The 21,060-nt window shown below is 45.6% G+C and carries 15 protein-coding genes and 1 riboswitch; of the genes, 7 read left to right on the top strand and 8 right to left on the bottom strand.

Translation table 11 applies throughout. The features are described from left to right. Positions 1 to 36 precede the first annotated feature (36 nt). Complete coding sequence (locus PTQ21_RS20915) at positions 37 to 966, top strand: L-lactate dehydrogenase (RefSeq protein WP_063564963.1); 930 nt, start codon at positions 37 to 39, stop codon at positions 964 to 966. A 402-nt stretch (positions 967 to 1,368) separates the two neighbouring features. Here PTQ21_RS20915 and PTQ21_RS20910 read toward each other — a convergent pair whose 3' ends face one another. The 5 genes from PTQ21_RS20910 to PTQ21_RS20890 form a co-directional block, all read right to left on the bottom strand. Next, positions 1,369 to 2,301, bottom strand: coding sequence for a tyrosine-type recombinase/integrase (locus tag PTQ21_RS20910; protein ID WP_076288609.1), 933 nt, complete (start codon positions 2,299 to 2,301; stop codon positions 1,369 to 1,371). Between the two features lie 27 nt (positions 2,302 to 2,328). Beyond that, complete coding sequence (locus PTQ21_RS20905) at positions 2,329 to 3,402, bottom strand: hypothetical protein (protein ID WP_274567002.1); 1,074 nt, start codon at positions 3,400 to 3,402, stop codon at positions 2,329 to 2,331. 311 nt (positions 3,403 to 3,713) lie between these two features. Next, on the bottom strand, positions 3,714 to 5,153 hold the full coding sequence (locus PTQ21_RS20900; RefSeq protein ID WP_420800338.1) for a branched-chain amino acid transporter BcaP: 1,440 nt from the start codon (positions 5,151 to 5,153) through the stop codon (positions 3,714 to 3,716). Between the two features lie 541 nt (positions 5,154 to 5,694). Then, positions 5,695 to 7,071: an amidohydrolase family protein gene (locus tag PTQ21_RS20895; protein WP_274567001.1), complete on the bottom strand. Its 1,377-nt coding sequence runs from the start codon at positions 7,069 to 7,071 to the stop codon at positions 5,695 to 5,697. Between the two features lie 213 nt (positions 7,072 to 7,284). Then, a complete protein-coding gene (locus PTQ21_RS20890) occupies positions 7,285 to 7,845 on the bottom strand; it encodes a CGNR zinc finger domain-containing protein (protein WP_274566999.1) in 561 nt (186 codons plus the stop codon). A 136-nt stretch (positions 7,846 to 7,981) separates the two neighbouring features. On the opposite strand from PTQ21_RS20890, the gene PTQ21_RS20885 reads away from it, so the two are divergent. The 6 genes from PTQ21_RS20885 to PTQ21_RS20860 all read left to right on the top strand — a co-directional run bounded on the left by PTQ21_RS20885 (position 7,982) and on the right by PTQ21_RS20860 (position 13,804). Further along, a complete protein-coding gene (locus PTQ21_RS20885; protein ID WP_090806364.1) occupies positions 7,982 to 8,479 on the top strand; it encodes a DinB family protein in 498 nt (165 codons plus the stop codon). A gap of 83 nt (positions 8,480 to 8,562) precedes the next feature. Continuing rightward, positions 8,563 to 8,714, top strand: a riboswitch (FMN riboswitch). Positions 8,715 to 8,858: 144 nt separating this feature from the next. Beyond that, positions 8,859 to 9,839 (top strand): DMT family transporter, encoded by a 981-nt coding sequence (locus PTQ21_RS20880; protein ID WP_063564970.1) that lies wholly within the window; start codon positions 8,859 to 8,861, stop codon positions 9,837 to 9,839. A gap of 136 nt (positions 9,840 to 9,975) precedes the next feature. Further along, complete coding sequence (locus PTQ21_RS20875) at positions 9,976 to 11,481, top strand: amidase (RefSeq protein ID WP_274566997.1); 1,506 nt, start codon at positions 9,976 to 9,978, stop codon at positions 11,479 to 11,481. 112 nt (positions 11,482 to 11,593) lie between these two features. After that, on the top strand, positions 11,594 to 12,217 hold the full coding sequence (locus PTQ21_RS20870; protein WP_274566996.1) for an urea carboxylase-associated family protein: 624 nt from the start codon (positions 11,594 to 11,596) through the stop codon (positions 12,215 to 12,217). Positions 12,218 to 12,329: 112 nt separating this feature from the next. After that, positions 12,330 to 12,956 carry a LysE family transporter gene (locus PTQ21_RS20865; RefSeq protein WP_063564972.1) on the top strand — a complete coding sequence of 209 codons (627 nt, stop codon included), beginning with the start codon at positions 12,330 to 12,332 and terminating at the stop codon, positions 12,954 to 12,956. 83 nt (positions 12,957 to 13,039) lie between these two features. Beyond that, a complete protein-coding gene (locus PTQ21_RS20860) occupies positions 13,040 to 13,804 on the top strand; it encodes a YqcI/YcgG family protein (RefSeq protein WP_274566995.1) in 765 nt (254 codons plus the stop codon). 14 nt (positions 13,805 to 13,818) lie between these two features. Here PTQ21_RS20860 and PTQ21_RS20855 read toward each other — a convergent pair whose 3' ends face one another. The 3 genes from PTQ21_RS20855 to helD all read right to left on the bottom strand — a co-directional run bounded on the left by PTQ21_RS20855 (position 13,819) and on the right by helD (position 20,832). After that, positions 13,819 to 15,165 carry an amino acid permease gene (locus PTQ21_RS20855; protein WP_274566994.1) on the bottom strand — a complete coding sequence of 449 codons (1,347 nt, stop codon included), beginning with the start codon at positions 15,163 to 15,165 and terminating at the stop codon, positions 13,819 to 13,821. 124 nt (positions 15,166 to 15,289) lie between these two features. Continuing rightward, positions 15,290 to 18,139, bottom strand: coding sequence for a glycoside hydrolase family 2 TIM barrel-domain containing protein (locus PTQ21_RS20850; RefSeq protein ID WP_274566993.1), 2,850 nt, complete (start codon positions 18,137 to 18,139; stop codon positions 15,290 to 15,292). Between the two features lie 263 nt (positions 18,140 to 18,402). Further along, positions 18,403 to 20,832 carry an RNA polymerase recycling motor HelD gene (gene helD, locus PTQ21_RS20845; RefSeq protein WP_274566991.1) on the bottom strand — a complete coding sequence of 810 codons (2,430 nt, stop codon included), beginning with the start codon at positions 20,830 to 20,832 and terminating at the stop codon, positions 18,403 to 18,405. Between the last annotated feature and the right edge of the window lie 228 nt (positions 20,833 to 21,060).

Below are 21,060 nucleotides of genomic sequence, written 5' to 3'. Positions count from 1 at the left end.
GATGGAAGTATACCCCAAAAAGGAGAGGATATGAAAATGGTAAACAGTGCAGCGCTCAAACCAAGTCGTGTCGTTATTGTAGGCATGGGTGCGGTGGGAACAACAACGGGATACACGCTGATGTTAAGACAGCGTTCGTCCGAGTTGGTATTTGTGGATGTGAATCATGATAAGGCTACCGGCGAAATGCTGGATATGAACCACGGTCTCCCATTTACCGGAGGCGTTAAAGTATGGGCAGGCGATTACTCCGACTGCAAAGACGCAGACATCATTATTATTACTGCAGGTGCTTCCCAAAAACCAGGAGAGACTCGCATTGATCTACTGAAGAAAAATGCAAGCATTTTTAAAGAGATCATTGAACGTATTACTGAGGTTAATTCCCATGGTATTCTTTTGATTGCAACCAATCCTGTAGATATTTTGTCATATACTTCTTGGAAACAGAGCGGTTGGCCCGCTTCACGCGTAATTGGTTCTGGTACTTTGCTGGACAGCGCACGTTTCCGTTACCTTATTGGTAAAAACAAAGGAATTGATCCACGCAGTATTCACGCTCATATTATCGGGGAGCATGGCGATTCCGAAGTACCGGTATGGAGTCTCGCCAACGTTGCAGGAACGAATCTGGATCTGGATGAAGAAACACAACAAGATATCTTCGACCGGACTAAAAATGCGGCTTATGAGATTATTAATGCCAAAGGTGCCACTTCCTATGCAATTGCGCTCGCTTTGGACCGTATTGTAGCTGCCATTCTGGGCAATGAAGGCTCCGTACTGAACGTTTCCACATTGCTGGAAGATTACAATGGCGTATCCGATGTATATCTGGGTGTTCCATGTGTAGTTGATCGCAACGGTGTGCGCGAGATTTTGCCACTTCCTTTGAATGAGACGGAGAAAGTCGCTTTCCAAGCCTCTGCTAACAAATTGAAGGAACAGATTGCCGGACTGGAGTAAATCCAAATCCAGGCGTTTGACTAATCACGTTATTTTATAATGATTAAATAGCGTTAAGCTTGTATAACTAAAGGACCACCTGTATCTTCATTGCGAAGATGCGAGTGGTCCTTTGGTCTTATTAATAGCTTACACTGTTGTATATCGTTAAGGTCATTCTCTGGCTAGTTTATCACCCTATTACATATGGGCAAGAAAAGTAAACATTGATTTCGATTTTCAGTTTACATAATAATTATTCTGTAATAATAAAAAACGAAATTATTTTATAATTTCAGACCGCCTCTCATTTTCCATTAAATGTATTAATAATCCACTCCATCAAAATGCAAAAAAAACCTGTCGTTTTGGACAGGCTTTTCTATCATTACTTTCTTCTATTATATAAACAAAGCTTATCTTTTACATATCAGCCGCAAACGCAGGAAGTTTGACATCCAGCAAGGCCATCGCTTCTTCCTTCTCGCGGCTGGTTACGTGAGTGTACACTGTGGTGGTTTGAATGGAGGAGTGACCCAACAGCTCCTGAACCGTTCGCAGATCTGCTCCGCGTCTAAGCATCATGGTCGCAAATGAGTGACGCAGTTTATGACTGGAATAGTTCACACGCTGATTGGAGGCTGATTCCTGCTGAAAGCGTTCAAAAGTTTCGGTTGATATAAGCTGAATACTGCGTATCGACAATCGTTTCCCCTTTTGAGACACGAATAATGCCTCTTCTTTCGCCCGCCATGGATCCAGCCGCTCCTGAAGAGCCTGGGATAACAGTTCGGCAACGGTCTCAGGCACAGGCAGTGTACGCCATTTCCGGCCCTTACCGAATACGTCCAGCGTGCGCCGTTCCGCATTATAGTCTTTGCAGTTCAAGGCATGAACCTCTCCAACCCGCAATCCCATGTATCCCATGAGCAGAAAAATAGCCAGGTTTCGTGTACGATACTTACCCTCGACCGATTGCAAAAATCGTTCCAAACCGCTTTCATCAAGGAAGACGGGGGCACGATTTTGCTCGGTTTTGGATTTCTTGATTCCAAAAGCAGGGTTATTGGTCACCAATTCAAGCTCAATCAATGACTTATAAAAACAGTTCACCGCAGCGTGTTTCCGATTACGCGTCGAGTCACTGACCCCTCTTTCCCGCGCCCGGGACAAGAAGGATAACACATGAAGTTTTTTGACCTGCTCCAGTGACTTTCCATGAATAGAGACGAGAAATTCAGCAACGTCACCTGTGTATGATTTTACCGTATGTCCCGTGTAGCCCGCATCTTTCATCCATATATGAAAAGCTTCAAGCTCATCGGCGTATTGCTCCTGAATCTCTTCGGTCATCATCTGTGTTCGTCACCACACTTCTATTTATTAATCTACAATTACGACATCGATTAGTGGAATGATCGCTTCGGGTTGTCCCTCACTGCGGGTGAGTACAAATGAAGGTAGTGGATTTTCGTGCAGTCCATTCACTGATTCACAGATCTGAACATACAAGTCCATACGCAGCGTCTCGCCTTCACCCGCAACATCAATTACAGGCCATGCTTTCTCTGCACAGGATGGCCAGTATGCCAATTCGTTTACCGGCACGATACTTAATTGTTTAATTTCAGGATGCACACGGTATATTCCCGTAGTCTGAGGTTCATCACCCAGCTTGTCTACCGAAAGTATAGTTCTCGAATGTTCATCCGGAGCTGAATATATCGAATAACACCATGGTGTTACTCCCCAGGCAATCGCCATGAGACCTTCCTCAAGCAAGGTGTCCGAAAGGTCACCCTCACTGAATTGTTCTATCAGATTATGGCTTCCAGAACCGATCAGATCTTCTACACGTTTCGCCATACGAGGCAGATCTGCGAGAATAAAGCCACCACTGCCGTAGGAGTCAAATACATGATTATCCCGTGTCCACACCGTTTCAAGCGCTGTATTCATCTGCGAAGCTTCGGCTGGAAACAGACATATCGCTACAGTTACCACCTGAGCATATTTCACCATGGCATGCTGCTCGGGCTCCAGTGGTCCCTCTGCGATACGGGGTGTTTTGACATGCAGTGAAATTCGCAGCTCGTACTCCCCTTCTGCAAAGTCACCCAAATCCAATACGATCGGATGATCTATTCCTTCAATGGGAGTGAGTGAGCATGTACTGTCTGGTCGCAGGGTAACTGCATATTGTACAAATCCCAGCTCCTCCCCATATATGATAATGGCATCTTGCCGATCCGGCGGTGCATCCATATACTGCGCAACAACCGATACTTTGCGTCCATCCTTCAAACGGCGCTGCGGATCAATATCCAATTGATATTCGTTTGTGTCCTCTGAATGTGAAATGATTAGCTTCGTCTCGGCAAGTACGGCTGAGTCAGCCAATGCAAAACCGAAATTCGAATTTTGGTGATGTTGATTGGTATGTAATGGTGTGTTCATGATACATCCCCTCTCTTATGTCTGATGGCATGTCACACCCCCAAATATATGTCATATTTGCCCTGACCGCAACCCCGGTTCCGCTCACAAGGATAGATGTATTACTTATTAGATACCCATTTATAGCCTCATAAATTACCATTTTTTTATATTACACGAACTGCTCTCACAAAAAAAAGCCCCATACCGCGCCGCTTTGGCGATGCAGTATGAGACAATGCAGTTGACTCTATTAACGTATAGTTTTAGTGTGATAAATTAATTTACTAACTTTCAAGATATCTCTACAATGTAGGAATCAGCTATGACAGCTATTTCCCCTTTGTTGTTTTGAACGTGTCCGATATACGCCGTGCCGGATTCAAATGACTGTGATGACGACCGTAGGCAAAGTAGATGATTAAACCAATAATTAACCAACCGAAGAACGTAATCCAGGTGAGAGCTGCAAGACGTGTCATGAGATACATACAACCAACAGCACTCAGAATAGGAATCAATGGGACGAAAGGCACGCGGAATCCCCTTTTGAGTTCCGGGTTGTTTTTACGCAATACGATAATCCCCAAACTTACCACCGCGAAAGCAAACAGTGTTCCGATGTTGGTCAACTCCGCCAGATGGCCAAGTGAGATGAAACCCGAGAATAAAGCGACGATGATCCCAGCAACCCAAGTACCTGTAGCAGGTGTTTGGCTTTTGCCACTGACTTTGGAGAACACCGGAGACAATAGTCCGTCTCTTGACATGGAATAAAGCAAACGTGTCTGACCATACATCATTACAAGTAATACAGTGGTAATTCCCGTAATCGCTCCAAGCGAAACAATCCAGGACAATCCTTTCAACTGTACAAATTCAAAGGCAAAGGCAACCGGATCACTCACATTCAGCATGTGATAAGGTACAATCCCTGTCAGGATCAACGATACAACGATGTAAAGCACGGTACAGATCGCAAGAGATGCAATAATACCGATTGGCAAGTCCCGTTGAGGACGTTTCACTTCTTCCGCAGCCGTAGATACCGCATCGAAACCAATGTAAGCAAAAAATACCGTTGCCGCCCCTGCGGTTACCCCTGAGATGCCAAACGGAAGGAATGGTTGCCAGTTATCCGGCTGCACATAGAACACACCCACTCCGATAAAGATCAGCACCACGATAATTTTAATCGCTACCATGATTCCGTTGGCACGAGCAGCCTCTTTCACCCCTCGGGTGAGCAGGAATGTAATGATTAACGTAATCACCGCTGCGGTGATATCAAAATAGGTTCCCTTTTCAGGACTAAATGCACTTGTGAGCGCATGGGGTAATTGCAACCCAAATCCGGACAATAACGTTTGAAAATATCCAGACCAACCGCTGGCAACAGCCGCACTCGCAAATCCATACTCCAGAATAAGATCCCATCCGAGAATCCAGGCAATGACTTCGCCAAAAGCGGTATAGCTATATGTATACGCACTTCCTGAAGCAGGCACACTGGATGCAAACTCCGAGTAACACAATGCAGCGAAGGCGCAGATAATACCTGCCAGTAGAAAAGAAAGTACCAAACCGGGACCTGCATATTTTGCGGCAGCAACACCAGTTAATACAAAGATACCCGTACCGATAATCGCACCTACCCCAAGAGTCATCAGATCCAATGGGCCAAGCACCCTTTTCAACATATTGCTTTCGTTATCTCCGGTGGCAATCGGCTTTTTTCTAAACAGGGAAGATCGATTCTGGTTTTGGTTCATACACAGTTTCCTCTCGTATTGAAAATGATGTTTGTGTCTCTATACTTCAAATATTTGTTTGGTTCATCTGTTCTATGAAAAATCCCTTTGTTCTATCTTACCGACCAACTACAAAAATCTATCGATTTCTACACTTTGTCGCGTTGCTTTGCTAAATTTATTTTGGGATGATGGTATATTCTGTCCATTCCAGACGAAACTTATCATGATCTGTTGGGCAGGGGTGAATATGAAAATCGTTTTAAAACAAAACTGCGTATAATTTATATTATGCGCAGTTTTTTAATAGCTTTTTTCTTTACCAAAACATCATAAACTCGTTGTTACATGCAACTATGCAAATGCAGTGCCTTTTCGCCTCTTTTTGCGGTTTATTCCTTGCTCCCCCTGTCCTGTTGCACGATAAACACTACGCCAAAGAGCCGCATATCCGTATGCGGCCCATCACTTGTAACGCTATTAGATCTATAAACGAGATAAGAACATCCACTCTATTCATTCCGGAAGAGAATCACTCTTTCACTCACACGGATCATCTAACTTATGAAAATACAATTCGCTCTGCATCCGACATCTGATATTGAGATAGCAGATATTCCTTGCTGTCTAAAGCCTTCCGCCGAACCTCGTTCAGATCGACATGCAGCAGCTTGCCTTCGCGCTTCACCAGCCGACCTGCTACAAACACGGTATCCACATTGGATGGATTGGCAAATTGAACGACGGCTCCAACCGGATCATGCACCGGGAACAAGTTAAGATCGGTGGTTCGGATCATAATCAGATCTGCTTCTTTACCTGGCGTAAGTGTACCGATCTTCCGCTCAAGTCCCAGAGCCTTCGCCCCAGCAGAAGTTGCAAATCTTAGAACTTGACTGGATTGCAGATTAAGCTCGCCAGGCATTTCACCCTGCAGCAAAAGTTGTTCATTTTCACGGGAACGTTCAGCTTGAAGTGCAAATTTCATCTGGGAGAACATATCCCCACCCGTCGATGTTACAACATCGACTCCGAGCGTTGGAGTTCCTCCGTTTTCAAGGAAGTACCCCGTTGCCGGATACCCATGCCCCATCATCATCTCTACTTCTGGTGTGACGGACAGCGAGGCGCCGCTATCGGCCAACATTTTATACTCATCCGTATCCATCGTATTTCCGTGTACGACGTTCAGACCTGGGCTCAGTAAACCAGCCTCATACATTTTACTTATCGAACGATCTACGGATCCCCAGCTTCCAAAGCCAACATGCATTGAACATATCGCATCAAGCTCTTGGGCAAGCTGAATTTCCTTCACTGTGGTATCCCAATGGCTGAACTCCGGACCACGAATTGCAAGGCCGAACGTGAGAAGCTGATCCCGTGAAGAAAAATACTGTTCCTTGACTCTTCTCACATCATTCGAATACGTCAGCTTGCTCTCTCTGTTCCAGTAGGGCGTCTCACCCGGTAGACCATAAGCGAAAACCGACCGAATACCCGCATCCTGAAGTCCGCGAATCAGTTCATCCGTATGCTCCGGGGAATACGGCATACTCCAGTCAAGCACCGTGGTCACTCCTGCATTAAGCGCTTCCAAAGAACCGAGAAAATTGGCGATATAGCTGTCTTGTGGCCGGAGTTTACTTCCCATCGCTCCATAGTAGAGATTCTGCAGATAGACCGGAAGTGACCAGTTGGTTCCCGCTGTTTTTAGAAGTGATTCCCATACATGCCGGTGCGTATCTACAAGTCCAGGGAGTATGATCATCTCCGATGCATCTATTACTTCCGCTTCAATACAACTCAGGTCGGGCCGGATAGCAGTTATAAGAGAATCCTCAATAAGAACGTCCGCCCGTTTATACTGACCTACCGACGAATCCATAGACAATACACAACCATTTTTCAGTAGATAACTTGTCCCCACAAGACACATCTCCAATCATTGTTTTTTGTTGGATATACGCTTGAATCCCGGATGTTAATCTCTGATGATGAAATGACTAGCTGAAATATTTTAAGTATATAACCATTATATAGAAGAGGATGGAAACATTCAATTTTGATTACAAAAAAACCTATTGAACATTTCCCGGTTGTCGAAAAGTACCGCAAATCACTCTGTGCATACGCCGTACTCTCATACACTCTACTCTTGCTGCTGATCCTTCTTCTGTTTTGCCCGAAATCTTCTAACCTTCATCAGATTACCACACATCTTGTCATCACAATACTTCTGGGTTCTACTGCGCGTATCGTCATAGAACATCCAACGACAATCCGTATTGTCACAGATACGAATCCTTCCCCCATCCCCTTCAACTACGGTGATGGCAAAATCGGCTGCTACCTCAGCCATGACCTGCTTCCATTGAGTTCCTACAGGAATAAGTGAAAGCTTAAGTCCCTCATCTCCAACGTTCAGTTTTCTTATGACTTGACCTTCCTTCATCATGGCGTTTAGCCATTCCAGGTCTTGGTTCGATAATGCATTTCCGTCAGATAAACGACTTGCAAGAGCCTGCAATTCATTTCTAAAGTTTCTCAAGGCTCCCTCCTCTTCCGGAGAAGCAGGTACAGGTGCAATCAGTTGCCATTGTTTGATAAATCCTTGCTGCCATTCGGTTTTACCAAGCTTGTCCTCTGAACGATCCCCGCCACGCCAGTCATGGTAATCACTGTTTACAAAATCAGTCCATAGTCTATCCATACGTACCTCCGCTAAAATGTAACTACCTATATTTAAAAAGATAGTTACAATTATTCATGTTTGGGTTATATTAATTGTAACCACATTTAAGCACTTTAGCTAGTTACCATGAATTCATTTTAGGGAGGAAAAATCAATGACTACAACAGCAACAGAACTATTGCTCATTCAGAAAGATGATACCTGGGATCAATGTAACTGGATTGTGCCTTTATCCAAGGCACTCGAAGGACTGACTGCTGAACAGGCAGCCTGGGTTCCATCATCCGGTGGATTAAGCATCTGGCAGTTGGTTAACCATATGTATTACTATAATCATCGCTTGTTGAGTCGTATTCAGGGCACAACACCCTCTGGTGCTCCTGCCGAAAACAATGAATCCACCTTCGGAGATCCGGGCGACCCTTCTGATACTGCTGGCTGGAGTGTACTTATGCAAAATACAACGCAATTAGCCGGACAACTTCGTGATCAGCTCGCTTCATTAGAAGAATCCGATCTTGAAGCCCCGTACATGGATACAGATGAAAAATGGGCACATGAGCTTGCCCGCTGGGTACTCCACGATGCGTATCATGCAGGACAGATTGTATTATTACGCAGACAACAAGGAAGCTGGAATATCATATTCTAAAAAAACACTTGAACTGCTAGCGCTTACAGGAATAAGATGGACTTATTAATGTTACAGCTTGTTCAATACACAATATAATTGAATAGGATCTTCGGGGTAGGGTGCAATTCCCAACCGGCGGTGATGTTCTTCGGAACCAGCCCGCGACTCGCTGTTTGACCCGATGTAGGGATTCAGCGACTGACTTGGTGTGACTCCAAGGCCGACGGTAAAGTCCGGATGAGAGAAGATCAACACATTGACATGCCGTTACCGAAAGGCTTATTTTCGTACGACATGTCAATGATTGAGCCCCCGTTTATTTGGTGTATACCAAAACGGGGGCTTTTGTCGATTTTGCCAACTGAAGATTCCGTGTTCTGACGAAGGAGTCCTGAATATGGAAAAGACACAACCTGCATCAACAGTTTACCGCAAGGAACGAAGTAATACCGGATTCTGGCTCGTCGTGCTCGGCGCCGCCCTTTGGGGTGTAGATCCACTGTTCCGTATTATTTTGCTCAAAACGATGACCTCCACGCAGATTGTACTGGTGGAACATATTATTGTCAGCCTTGTGGCGATTCCCGTGTTATGGAAGTTCCGGGCCGATCTGAAAAACCTGCGTGCTCGCCACTGGATTGCCGTGATATTTATCTCCTGGGGAGGATCTGCTCTCGCCACGGTATTGTTCACCCTGGCACTTACGCATAACGATCCCAACACCGTTTTGTTATTGCAAAAGATGCAGCCGCTATTTGCGATTGTTCTGGCTAAGCTGCTGCTGAAAGAAACATTGCCTCGCCGCTTCGGTGGACTGTTTATCATTGCACTTGCAGGAACATACCTGCTCACGTTTGGATTTACCCTTCCCCTTGGCAACTGGGACAATTGGGTTCATGCAGGTAGCCTGTTATCACTGGGTGCAGCTGCATTGTGGGGCGGTTCAACAGTTATGGGGCGGCTGATGCTGGGGCAAACCCGTTATGAAACGGTCACCTCTCTGCGCTTTGTCGTAGCCTTGCCACTGCTGATCTTTATGACGTGGAACGAAGGTGCTGCCTGGACATTCCCTTCCGCTACAGGTGAACAGGCGGCTGTAGCACTTAATATTCTGGGTCAGGCATTACTGCCAGGGTTACTGAGTCTTCTGTTATATTACAAAGGGCTCTCCTCCACCAAGGCCTCAGTCGCAACGCTCGCAGAACTGAGCTTCCCGATGGCCGGTGTACTGGTAAACTGGATTGCATTCCGCACATTAATTACATGGGAGCAACTGGTGGGCTTCATCCTCATCTGGATTGCCCTATTCGCCATCTCCAAACAGCAAGAACGATCAGCGACTCCGGCTGACGGTGCACCAAAGCTCCGTACGGATTGAATTTTATATAAAAGCAAATCAATTAAGGCACTGGACATCCTTTGAGATGTTCAGTGCCTTTTGTCTTTTCGCTATTCCGGTGGTACGATGACTTATGGAATAGTAGATTAAGTCAATTTAGAGAGGAACGATCATCATGTCTTCGTCTTCATCATTTTCGTATACATCTTACGATGCTATAGGTTTGGCTGAATTGGTTCGCGCACGGGAGATATCGCCTGTCGAATTGCTGGAAGCGGCGTATGCACGCCTGGAAGAAGTGAACCCGCAGCTCAATGCAGTCATTCGTACATATGAAACACGTGCACGTCAGGAAGCGAGTATAGTTCGCCCGGGAGAGCAGCCCTTTGCCGGCGTGCCCTTGTTATTGAAAGATATCTCTCAATCCCTGGAAGGTGAAATTCTCACCTCGGGTTCTCGTCTTCTCAGTGAGCATCGGGCACAGCGGAATTCTAATTTCGTTTCCCGTCTGCGCGATGCAGGCTTCATTATCATCGGACATACCAATACACCGGAATTTGGCCTGAAAAATATTACTGAGCCCCGTCTTCACGGTCCAAGTCGAAATCCATGGAATACGAATCACTCGCCAGGCGGTTCAAGTGGAGGTGCCGCTGCCGCGGTAGCCTCGGGAATTGTCCCCCTTGCGGGAGCCAGTGACGGTGGCGGTTCCATCCGAATCCCTGCTTCATTCAGCGGCTTGTTCGGACTAAAACCTACACGTGGACGGACACCTGTTGGACCAGGAGTTGGTCGTCAGTGGCAGGGTGCTTCGATTGATTTTGCCTTGTCCCGTTCCGTTCGCGACAGCGCTGCTTTGCTGGATACCCTGCAAGTGATTCAGCCCGAAGCTGCGTTTCATGCTCCCCTCTTTCCAGGCAGCTACTTGGCTGATATGAACTATCCTCATCAACGCAAACTGAAAGTCGCTTACACGACAGCTTCGCCTGTAGGAACACCTGTGAGTGATGAAGCCAAAGAAGCTGTATATAAGACGGTTCGCTGGCTGGAAGAACAAGGTCATGAGGTTGAAGAAAAGCTGAGCCCGGTTAATGGTGTCAAATTGATGGAGAACTATTACTTGATGAACAGCGGCGAAATGGCGGCGATGATCTCTTCGATGGAACGTTCTATGGGCAGAACATTAACCTCTGCTGATATGGAGATCGAGTCCTGGGTTCTGGCTGAAGCCGGCAAAAAAGTATCCGCTGCCGAATTCGTACATAGTCTGGCCGAATGGGATGTTGCCGCAGCTCAGATGTCCACATTGTTTGAACGCTATGATTTTTATCTCACACCTGTCAATGCTTTTCCAGCACCCAAAATCGGCGAATTGACACCTCATGATGAACAAATTCAGCATCTGATGCGTATTAGCGATTTGGACAAGATCCAGCAGCAGCAGTTGATTTATGAGATGTTTGAGCCAAGTCTTACCTACACTCCGTTCACTCAGCTCGCGAATCTGACGGGTCAACCCGCCATGAGTGTTCCTGTGCATCTGACTCCTGAAGGCCTGCCCATGGGTGTACAGATTATGGCAACCAAAGGCCGTGAAGACTGGTTGCTTCATCTGGCTGGTCAGCTGGAAACATCCGAACTATGGGTCGGCATGAAGGGTAATCCACTGTTTCCAGCATAAACGCTGAATACAACCTGTATCATTTTCAATGTGAGCCGTATGTTTGCCAAAGTGCATGAAAGCCATGTCAGCTCCGCATACTGAAAGCAAAAACAGCGGAGGAATGTGACGAATGAAAATGAATACTACGGAACGCCATAAGCAGTCTGTTCGTATCCCTGCCAAAACGGGTTATGCCGTCAAGGTAAATAAAGGTTCATTAATTCGGGTGACCGATTTGGAGGGTCAGCAGGTCGTTGATTTTGTTGCATATGATGCTCAAAATGCCAATAATCGATTAGACCCAGGTGTAACGATGGACGTACTGCGGTCCTACCGGATCAAACCAGGACAGTCCGTGTATTCCAATCAATATCAGCCGTTGCTTAAAATCGTTCGTGACACGGTTGGTGTTCATGATTTCTTCAACTCCGCCTGTCGTCCGGAAATGTATGAAGTATTATATGACAAAAAGGATCATGCCAGCTGCTATCATAACCTAAATCAGGCTCTTGAACCGTTCGGGATCTTGCCGCCGGATCAGCATTATCCATTTAATTTGTTTATGAAATCGGTCGTAGATGATCTGGGCAAGATTGATGTCGTAGCTCCAGATTCGCGCGCCGGTGATTATGTGGAGATGGAGGCATTGACCGATCTGGTTGTCGGTTTATCCGCCTGCCCATGTGAAGAAAGCTCATGCAACGGATATCATTGTACAGCTATTCAGCTGGATGTAGAGTCCTTATTAGATTAAGCGACGCACAGCTTGTTCTAATTTGCTCCAGACGGGAATACGATGACTTGTACCCATATGTGTGTGACTTACCGGTACAATTCGTCGAACCCGTTAAGGAGTGAACGCGTATATGTCTGTACTGTTTAGTTATATTATTCTGGGAATCTCACTATCAGCTCCAATTGGTCCGATTAATGCCGCTCAGTTGGATCGCGGAGCCCGCCACGGGTTTATGCATGCCTGGATTCTGGGACTGGGAGCCATGTTTGCCGATTTGGTGTACATGCTTCTGATCTATTTTGGAGTTGCCCATTTTCTGGACACGCCTTTCATGCGCTCTTTTCTTTGGTCTTTTGGCAGTTTTATTCTGGTGTACACTGGTGTGGAAACACTTTCCAAGTTGAAAGACGGTATCCAGACCTCTTCTACAGCAGAAGCAAGAGTGGGAAAATCTTTTGTCTCTGGCTTTCTCATGGCCCTGTCCAATCCCCTGAATATTTTATTCTGGCTCGGCATTTACGGCTCTATTCTTGCTACAACCGTGAAGCATACCGACACCGCTCATCTGCTACTATACAGTTCTGGTATTTTCATAGGAATCCTTGTCTGGGATGTCATCATGGCTGGCATGGCTAGTCGATTTCATAAACGCAGCAACGAAACCGTTTTGCGCTGGATCTCCATTATCTCAGGGATCTGTCTGATCGGATTTGGCCTGTACTTCGGTTTTGAAGCTGTACGATCTATCTTTTTCTGACATAAAAACTACACTGGACAGTCACCCAACGCCATCCTCATTAATACGTTAACGGTATCATGTGGAATGGAGTTGGGGAATCCATGGCAGAGCTGTACAGTGCCGATGAAATAAATGCATCATTCAAAGGTCTGCCCGAATGGCAGCAGGACGCTTATTCAAAATTTGCCAATATGATTGCAGATGAGGGTAATACGTATCCTTGTGTACCCGGACGTATGGGTTTTCTCTCCGGACATTTGAGATACGGATTCACAAGGGATCCGCGAACCCAAGCTTCTGCTGAAGACATGGCGGAATTACTTAGTCAATATGGGCCTGTTTCTCGGGAAACGGGACATTACGCTTCTTTGGTTGTCATTTGCGAGACACCGGATGATTTGAGAAACAACACAACGGTGGAGCAGTATCAGTCCTTGTTCTGGGAGATGCTTAACCGGGTAAGTTCACTCGATACTGCCTCCTGGCCTGAACATATTTCGACTGATCCGCATGAAGCCACATGGGAATTTTGCTTTGGCGGGGAGCCTTACTTTTGTTTCTGTGCCACTCCCGCGCACGAACTTAGAGCCAGTAGGCACTTCCCTTATCTTATGTTTGCTTTTCAACCAAGGTGGGTGTTTGAATCCATTAATGACAACACACCTCTTGGCCGGAAAATGAAAACCTTGATTCGCAAGCGCTTGGCAGCCTATGATGCCGTTCCTGCTCATCCTTCGCTCATGTGGTATGGGGAGCAGGATAATCTGGAATGGAAACAATATTTCCTGCCCGATGACGAGCAGACCCCTTCCAAATGTCCTTTTTTGCGCATGAAGCAAGCCATTAGCAAATTGACGAATAGCTGATACGAGACACCCATTCAGGGCTTTGATGGCTCAGTAGATGATGGAGGTCGCGGTTTTCGTACTTTGTTTACAATGTAAGTAATCAAGGCAATCAATACAACAAGACCTATACTGGCCAGCAGACCTCTTCTGCTGGCTTTTTCCATAGCCGTGCCAGCTACTGCTGCAAGTATAAGGACCATGGCGATCCACACTTTGATGCGATTCCAACTTGTTGGCTTCATTTTCTTGATATACGTGACGCAAATCAGAAGCCAGGTATACATTAATACCAAGCTACCTGCGGTTGTTACATATTCGAATAGGCTCTTAGGCATCCATAATGCCAGGAGAGTAGAAAGGATTAATCCAGCCGCAGTACATCCTAATGCATATAGGGGCATGTTCTTTTTTCCCCAAGTCTTCGTAAACATCTTCGGTGCATCTCCGTCTTCACCCAGTTTAACCAACATGGACGTAATCGCATAGATTGAAGCGACCATCGTGGAGAATCCGGCGATTATCAAAATTCCATTGAGAATATGAACCACGACCGTAAATCCAATTGATGACATCGCTTTGACGAGAGGACTCTCGTCTGGTGTTAATTTAGCAGCAGGAACCAGAAGAAGGATTAAGGCAATTGCCACAACATACAGCGTACTGACGGTTAATAACATCACTCTGCCTGATTTCACTGCATCCTTAGGTTCTTTCAGCTTGGCTGCCATTAAACCCATGACCTCAATCCCGGCAAAGGCAAAAAAGGCATAAATAAACCCGGTCCACACGCCTTTTATTTTGTGAGGGAACCATTCATTCGTTATTTTCTGCGGCGTAATCTTCACATCTAACCAGCCCAGACAAGCCGCTGCTGCAATTGCGATAAAAGCAACCGTTGCAGCTAACTTGATTACTGCGAGTACATTTTCTGTTTGAGTTAACCCTTTGGCTCCCAATGCGGCGATGAACAATCCAATACATGCGTATACTGCCACAAACACCCACAACGGAAACTTGGGAAACCAAAATTGAGAGAATAATCCGAGAGCAGTTAATGAACTGCCCATGATCAGCATTTCGGAAGACCAATACATCCATCCGCTTCCGAAACCGGCCCATGGGCCGAACGCTTCACCGGCATATGTTCGAAAAGCCCCTTCTTTCGGATCTTCTGCCGTCATCTGAGCTAATGCTCCAAATACAAAATAGGTCCCCGCAGCAGCCAGCACCAAAAGTACAAGCACGTATAAACCGGACCAATGAATAGCCAGACTTGTTCCGAGGAAAAATCCGGTTCCCAGCGTACACCCCGCTCCAAATAAGGAAAGACTAATCCAGCTCAGTTTCTCTTCTTCTTTTTGATGCACATGACTTTTCATATGTATCCTCCTTCATGCGTACCCCATTACGGTTTACATATGATGGAGGTTTTATGTCATTAAGGTAAAAAGAAATAAAACTGACTTAAATAAGTTTACATAATAATTTTTACGTTAACTGTACCTATTTCTTTCCTAACAACTGTTGAAGCTCATCCAGTTCTATCTTGGCTTCCGGTTGGAAGTCCTCACTTTTTACATATTGTGCAAGGCTGTAAAGTAACTGGCGCCCTTCTGTCTGTTTAATCAATTTATCATAATGTAGTGCTCCAACCAGCAGCTTGCCTTTTCCAACTTGACATTCAAACAGCAGCCCCAGCTTATGATTACGTTCAAAATTATCGATGGTTTGAACGAAAGGTTGAACATTCTCTGCGACTTTATCCAGAATAATAGACCGTGAATTCATAACGATATGCCACCAAGGATAAGTGGAATGGGTCTCACTTGGAAAGTGCTTCAAAGCAGGGTGTGAGTTATTGATTAGAAGGCCTAGTGTGCCGACGGGAACTTGCTTGTTCATGCTTTCCGAAATGGATCGGAACATCGGATAACACCAGAAATCGGTACAATATGTGCCTTCGACTGAACTGTCGTTATCTTCGAGTGTTGGGAGCAGCAGCACGCTCTCACCTTTTTCAAGTAAGGCAATGACTTCATCGGACAATTCCTTATAAATATAGTCTTGTTCAATAGCTGTCACATCATGATCAGGGTATACCCATAGGTCATATTGTTTCCGAATATCGGTACCTGGAATATGCAGGGATAGAGTGATTGGCGTCATCTTTTTCACATCAGGCAGCTTGAACTTTATTTGGCTAATCTCAAACCAAGTTTCTCCAGATACAAAGGAAATCTCGTCTTTTCCTTGTGCAATCCGCTGATCCGAATCACGCATTTCCCACTCCACAGTCTGACCCCTCAATGAATCTGTTCGGTAGTACCTTAATTGAATATAGGCATTGAAATCTTCACCCGAATTGTAGTTAAATTTCTCGAATCGGGCCAGAAGTACTGCATCGGAGCAATACGTCCTCCACTCCTCAGGAGTAACCAGCCCTTTCGAATCCATGAAGGCATCCAAAATACCTACCAGTGCAGTCCCCTGTCCACTAAAGTCCTGAAGATCGAGCAATTGAAATCCTGCCAGATGATTGGATCGAAATGCCGCCTCAAGCTCTTCCTTATAGCAGGCTACTGCAAGTTTTCCAGAACTTTTGAAAAAGGGTTCAGCCAGATGTCCCATTCCTTTGGATTGCAATCGTTCCCGAAACACCTCGAAGTTTTTTGCCTTCAGCGATCCGGTATACTTCTCGATCTCTTCATAATTGGGATACATGGCATATTGTCCAATTTCATGGGAAATGACGGGTAGATGCGGAATGAGCTGTTGTTCAACAGAAGCGGCTTTCACGGTCTTGGCTTCCGTTCCATATTGAATTTGAATCTCCGATTCATCTGCTTGAATTCCCTCACTCTCCGAAACTGTTCCATCAGGCAAGATCATGTCGTCGTAGTCCTTCAGAGTACCAGGCACGTCGGTTTGAACATGACCCAACGGGGCATCACACATGGCATAAGAGCCGCGGAAAAGTCTATCTTTGGAAAAACGTACGCCACAGTAAAAATCTTCTTCCTCTAGAATCAGCGGAGTGAACTGAAAATTGTTTGAACCCTGGGTGTACAGATGGCGTGGATCAAATGCTCTGTACGCTTTAATAATGGCATTCAGTCTTTCTTTACTGCCCCAAAGTTCATTACCAAGTGACATCATTACAAAAGAAGGATGATTCCCATACGCCTTGAGCATGGCAAAGCCTTCACGAATAAGATAGTCCTGTTCAGCCTGATTATGCTGTGGGTCGAGTTCATCCGTGATTGTACCCCAGAATGGCAATTCAGGCTCCATATAGATGCCAAGCAGATCTGCAGCGGTGAACGCTGCTTCAGGCGGACAACATGTATGGAAACGATAATGATTTATACCATATGATTTGGAAATACTCAGGATTTGCAGCCATTCATCCACATCGGTTGGCGCGTAACCTTTAAGTGGGAAGATTAGACCATCATGTTTTCCACGAAGAAAGGTCTTTCGACCGTTGATAGTAAAAGCATCTCCATTAGCTTCAAAATCTCGCAGTCCTGTTATGATTTCGGTTGTATCCAGCACATCGCCATGTTCCCCCAACAGAGTAAGGGTCAGCACATACAGATGTGGATCTGAATCACTCCAGAGCAATGCGTCGTCTCCCATCTTGTAGAGCACATGAACTTCGTCCTGGCTGCATGGATAAGTTTGCTCATTCACCACATGATTTCTGTCTGATGCCACATATCCATGTGTCTCTTTTAAAAGGGGCTTGAAGGTTTGCGCAGTAACGGACAATACAGTACCTGATATCGATTTGGACAATGTACTTGTGATTCTGAATGTTCGCTCTGTAGCATTGGGATAGATCTGTACCTCACCCATATGCACCTCGTGGTAAAATTGAATCTCCAGCTTCCCGGTAATTCCGTTCCAGTTGGTCTGAGTATCGACGGATGTAAGATGCCCGCCTTTCGTCGGATAGTCCGTATTATCGACTCGGATGGTGAGGGTGTGTTCTCCCTGCGATAGCCCTTCCGGTAAGCTGGATATATGGGGGGTGTTAAGACTATCCTGTGCTCCAACTTCTTCACCATCGACCCATAACTTGGTTATGCGCGTGCGTTCCAGATACAAACTGCATTTCTTGCCAGCAAGCGTTGAAGGTATATCAATCTCCCTTTTCAGCCACACCCATCCTTCATATGCATATTCATCAGTCAAAGACCCGATGTGAGCCACAACATTCTTTCTTCCTTTGCGTGCATGAGAAGTCGTGTTCGGCAGCGTTATGGTATCGTCAAATGGGCCTTGTACGCCTTGTTTATGTTCATCCAGTTGAAGCTCCCAGCTTCCCTGCAAGTTCATTTTGGTTAACATGATCTTAGCTCCTCTATACTTTATGTATGCAATCTATTCTTCTGTTTACGTATTTCTATTATATAACTGTAATCTTAGTCCACCCATATAATAAAATTTATGCTGAGTATAACAATATGGAAATAATCCAAAGGTTATCGCTGACAAGTTCGTCTCTATAATGACTTAGAAATTCAAAAAAAAGTCGCCTAAAAGGCGACTAGTGCTACTTATTTGAGTAGTTCAATTCTCATACGCTGTTAGATCAGACATACCCGGCATGTTTACTCCGCTTTATAGGCCTCCGATTCCTCGTACAAATCCGCTGGCAAGGCCTGTATGAATGGCGACCAATCGCCCGCCATGTACAGATGAAGGCGATGCATAGCGCGCGTACACGCCGTATAAAGAAGTTTGCGTTCATTGTCGCGGCTATAAGCTCCAGACGAACCATCATAGACCAAGACTGCATCGAACTCGACACCTTTGGCAAGGTACACAGGAATGACCATTACACCTTTTTCAAAGTTGAACGTTTCCTTCGTAACGAGCTGCAACACTTCGCCTCCTTGAATCTGTAACGATTCATGGGCCTTGTGGCTTTCGGCGGCGGTCTTCGTAATAATAGCGATGGAATCAAAGCCCTCGGCTCTTAGCGCAGCGATATCTGCCACCATTTGTGCATCCAGCTTCTCTCTGTCGTTTCTTCTCGTCAGCAGGGGCTTTAGGCCTTTTCTTTCAAAGGGTACAATTTCATCTCCGTCTGGAAGCATCGCTCTTGTAAATTCAACGATCTCCTTCGTTGAGCGATAACTGCGTACTAGGGAGAAAAGACTTGTTTCGGCTTCACCGTAGAGACGGACTAATGGTGAATCAGCTGCGGCCAAATTAGTAGCCTGCGTGAAGATCGCTTGCCCGAAATCGCCGAGCACGGTCATACGGGCTCGAGGAAACAGCTTTTTGAGATATTCATATTGAAATGTTGAATAATCCTGACCCTCGTCAACGAAGACATACTTAATTTCCGTGTTTGTCCGGACACCTTCAATCATTTCTTTTACATACAAATAGGGCGTCGCATCCTCATGGAACAACTCGTTCCGGATCAGGCTTTCCTTGGTTTGACTGCATATCTCAGGCCATAGCGAGGGGATAAACGTAGCATTCGTTTTCTCCCGATAAGTGGCTTCGTCAACAAACAATTCGCCATATATGCCTTTGATATCAACAAACGAGAATTTCTTGATACCTTTTCTTAGTGGGCTAAACCGTTCTTTCACGATCTTGCGGCCGAGCAGTTCCTCCTCCTTCTGGGCAAAGTCAAAATCACCTTCATCTTCTCGACGCTTCTTGCTTATTTTCTCACGAATTTGGGCGTACTGTTCCGCGATATCAAATACTTCCTTATCTTTATGCAGTACTTCGAAGATATCCGCATACTGATCGTTGTCGAGATAATTCAATTCTTCCTGTACCCATGATTCTTCACGTTCCATACGTTCCAGGGAAGCCAGCTCTTTCAGCAGCCACTCCTGTAAGAGTACAACGCGATTTAACAAGGGCAGGGAACGATCATAACCGTAAAATTCGGCTCTCATTTGCTCCGCAGTAATCAAATCACGATTTCGAAACCGAATGCTGTTGAATCGCATGCCTTCCTGCCCCAACCAGTTTCCATAATTCTGCAAGGCTTGCAGAAAAGCATCGGAGGCTTTATATTCAATCCCCTGAAGCCGAGCCTCATAGCCCGGAGCTTCATGCGAGGTCAGTACATATTCAATCTGATCAAAGACATCCTCCGGACGCAACGAAGAGCCGAGCCAATAGTCGAGAAATTGTTGAAAAGTAGTCTGCTGCATATTATCTTCACCGAGCTCCGGAAGGACAGTGGAAATATAACTGCCAAACATCGGATTCGGTGAGAAAAGGACGATCTGATCAGCACTGATCGTCTGGCGGTGTTTGTACAATAAGTACGCCACTCGCTGCAAGGCTGCCGAAGTTTTACCGCTACCCGCTGCTCCTTGTACGATAAGCATTCGGCTTGTGTCATTACGGATAATGGCGTTTTGTTCCTTCTGAATGGTTGCCACGATGCTTTTCATTTGTGAATCCGCACCTTTTCCGAGCACTTGCTGCAACAATTGGTCTCCAATCGTCTCGTTTGCATCAAACATATTGCGGATTTCTCCGTTATGGATCTGAAATTGCCGTTTGAGCTCTATTGTGCCATCGATTCTTCCGATCGGCGTCACATAGGACGCTACACCGGGGGAAGAATCGTAGTACATGCTCGCGATCGGTGTACGCCAATCATAGATCAGAAAGCTCAATCCATCTTGGTCGACAAAAGAAGATACGCCGATATAGATCTGATCGGTGTGGGCCAGACCTTTCTCCTGAAAGTCGATGCGGCCAAAATAAGGGGATGGGAGCAAACGTTTCATGTTATTCCATTGCTGCGTCAACCGCATGTGACCACGTTCCCGCTCGGCCAATACCGCGGACTGCTGGTTAATGGTGTAGAAGGTCTCTTCGAAATCTTCGTGGGTGCTAGTGTTGATCGTAACTTCTTCCCAAAAGCGCTTGCGAATTTCCGTAGCCTGGTCATGCATTCCGGCAACCTTTGGCTCCAATTCTGCGATTTTGGCCTGCAGTTTGTTCCTTACAGACTCCAGCCGTTCCTGTTCCAGCTGCCAATCTTTTGTTTGCATCTCTCTAACCACTCCTTTTCCTATTTTTGGATGAAAAAGAGCATTGACAAATCAAAATTCCAGATGTAAAATTAAAGTAGGGATAAAAATAAGTACATACTTTAATTTTGTTTGTCAATGGCGCTAACGATTATATCATAGCGTTATTTTTCGTTCAATTCTTTTTTTCGTTTGCCAAAAGATGGCCTTTGCATTTATCAGGGGGTCATCTTTTTTCGTGTGTATTGG

This window comes from Paenibacillus marchantiae (assembly GCF_028771845.1).
GTDB lineage: Bacteria > Bacillota > Bacilli > Paenibacillales > Paenibacillaceae > Paenibacillus > Paenibacillus marchantiae.
The sequence above is the reverse complement of the archived record's forward strand: the minus strand, read 5'-3'. Positions and strand labels throughout refer to the sequence as shown.

Coding starts and splice junctions, on each gene's coding strand:
- PTQ21_RS20855 (WP_274566994.1), bottom strand. CDS start 15,165: ATGAAAAGTCATGTGCATCAAAAAGAAGAAGAGAAACTGAGCTGGATT.
- PTQ21_RS20880 (WP_063564970.1), top strand. CDS start 8,859: ATGGAAAAGACACAACCTGCATCAACAGTTTACCGCAAGGAACGAAGT.
- PTQ21_RS20885 (WP_090806364.1), top strand. CDS start 7,982: ATGACTACAACAGCAACAGAACTATTGCTCATTCAGAAAGATGATACC.
- PTQ21_RS20875 (WP_274566997.1), top strand. CDS start 9,976: ATGTCTTCGTCTTCATCATTTTCGTATACATCTTACGATGCTATAGGT.
- PTQ21_RS20870 (WP_274566996.1), top strand. CDS start 11,594: ATGAAAATGAATACTACGGAACGCCATAAGCAGTCTGTTCGTATCCCT.
- PTQ21_RS20865 (WP_063564972.1), top strand. CDS start 12,330: ATGTCTGTACTGTTTAGTTATATTATTCTGGGAATCTCACTATCAGCT.
- PTQ21_RS20900 (WP_420800338.1), bottom strand. CDS start 5,153: ATGAACCAAAACCAGAATCGATCTTCCCTGTTTAGAAAAAAGCCGATT.
- helD (WP_274566991.1), bottom strand. CDS start 20,832: ATGCAAACAAAAGATTGGCAGCTGGAACAGGAACGGCTGGAGTCTGTA.
- PTQ21_RS20915 (WP_063564963.1), top strand. CDS start 37: ATGGTAAACAGTGCAGCGCTCAAACCAAGTCGTGTCGTTATTGTAGGC.
- PTQ21_RS20850 (WP_274566993.1), bottom strand. CDS start 18,139: ATGTTAACCAAAATGAACTTGCAGGGAAGCTGGGAGCTTCAACTGGAT.
- PTQ21_RS20895 (WP_274567001.1), bottom strand. CDS start 7,071: ATGTGTCTTGTGGGGACAAGTTATCTACTGAAAAATGGTTGTGTATTG.
- PTQ21_RS20910 (WP_076288609.1), bottom strand. CDS start 2,301: ATGATGACCGAAGAGATTCAGGAGCAATACGCCGATGAGCTTGAAGCT.
- PTQ21_RS20860 (WP_274566995.1), top strand. CDS start 13,040: ATGGCAGAGCTGTACAGTGCCGATGAAATAAATGCATCATTCAAAGGT.
- PTQ21_RS20905 (WP_274567002.1), bottom strand. CDS start 3,402: ATGAACACACCATTACATACCAATCAACATCACCAAAATTCGAATTTC.
- PTQ21_RS20890 (WP_274566999.1), bottom strand. CDS start 7,845: ATGGATAGACTATGGACTGATTTTGTAAACAGTGATTACCATGACTGG.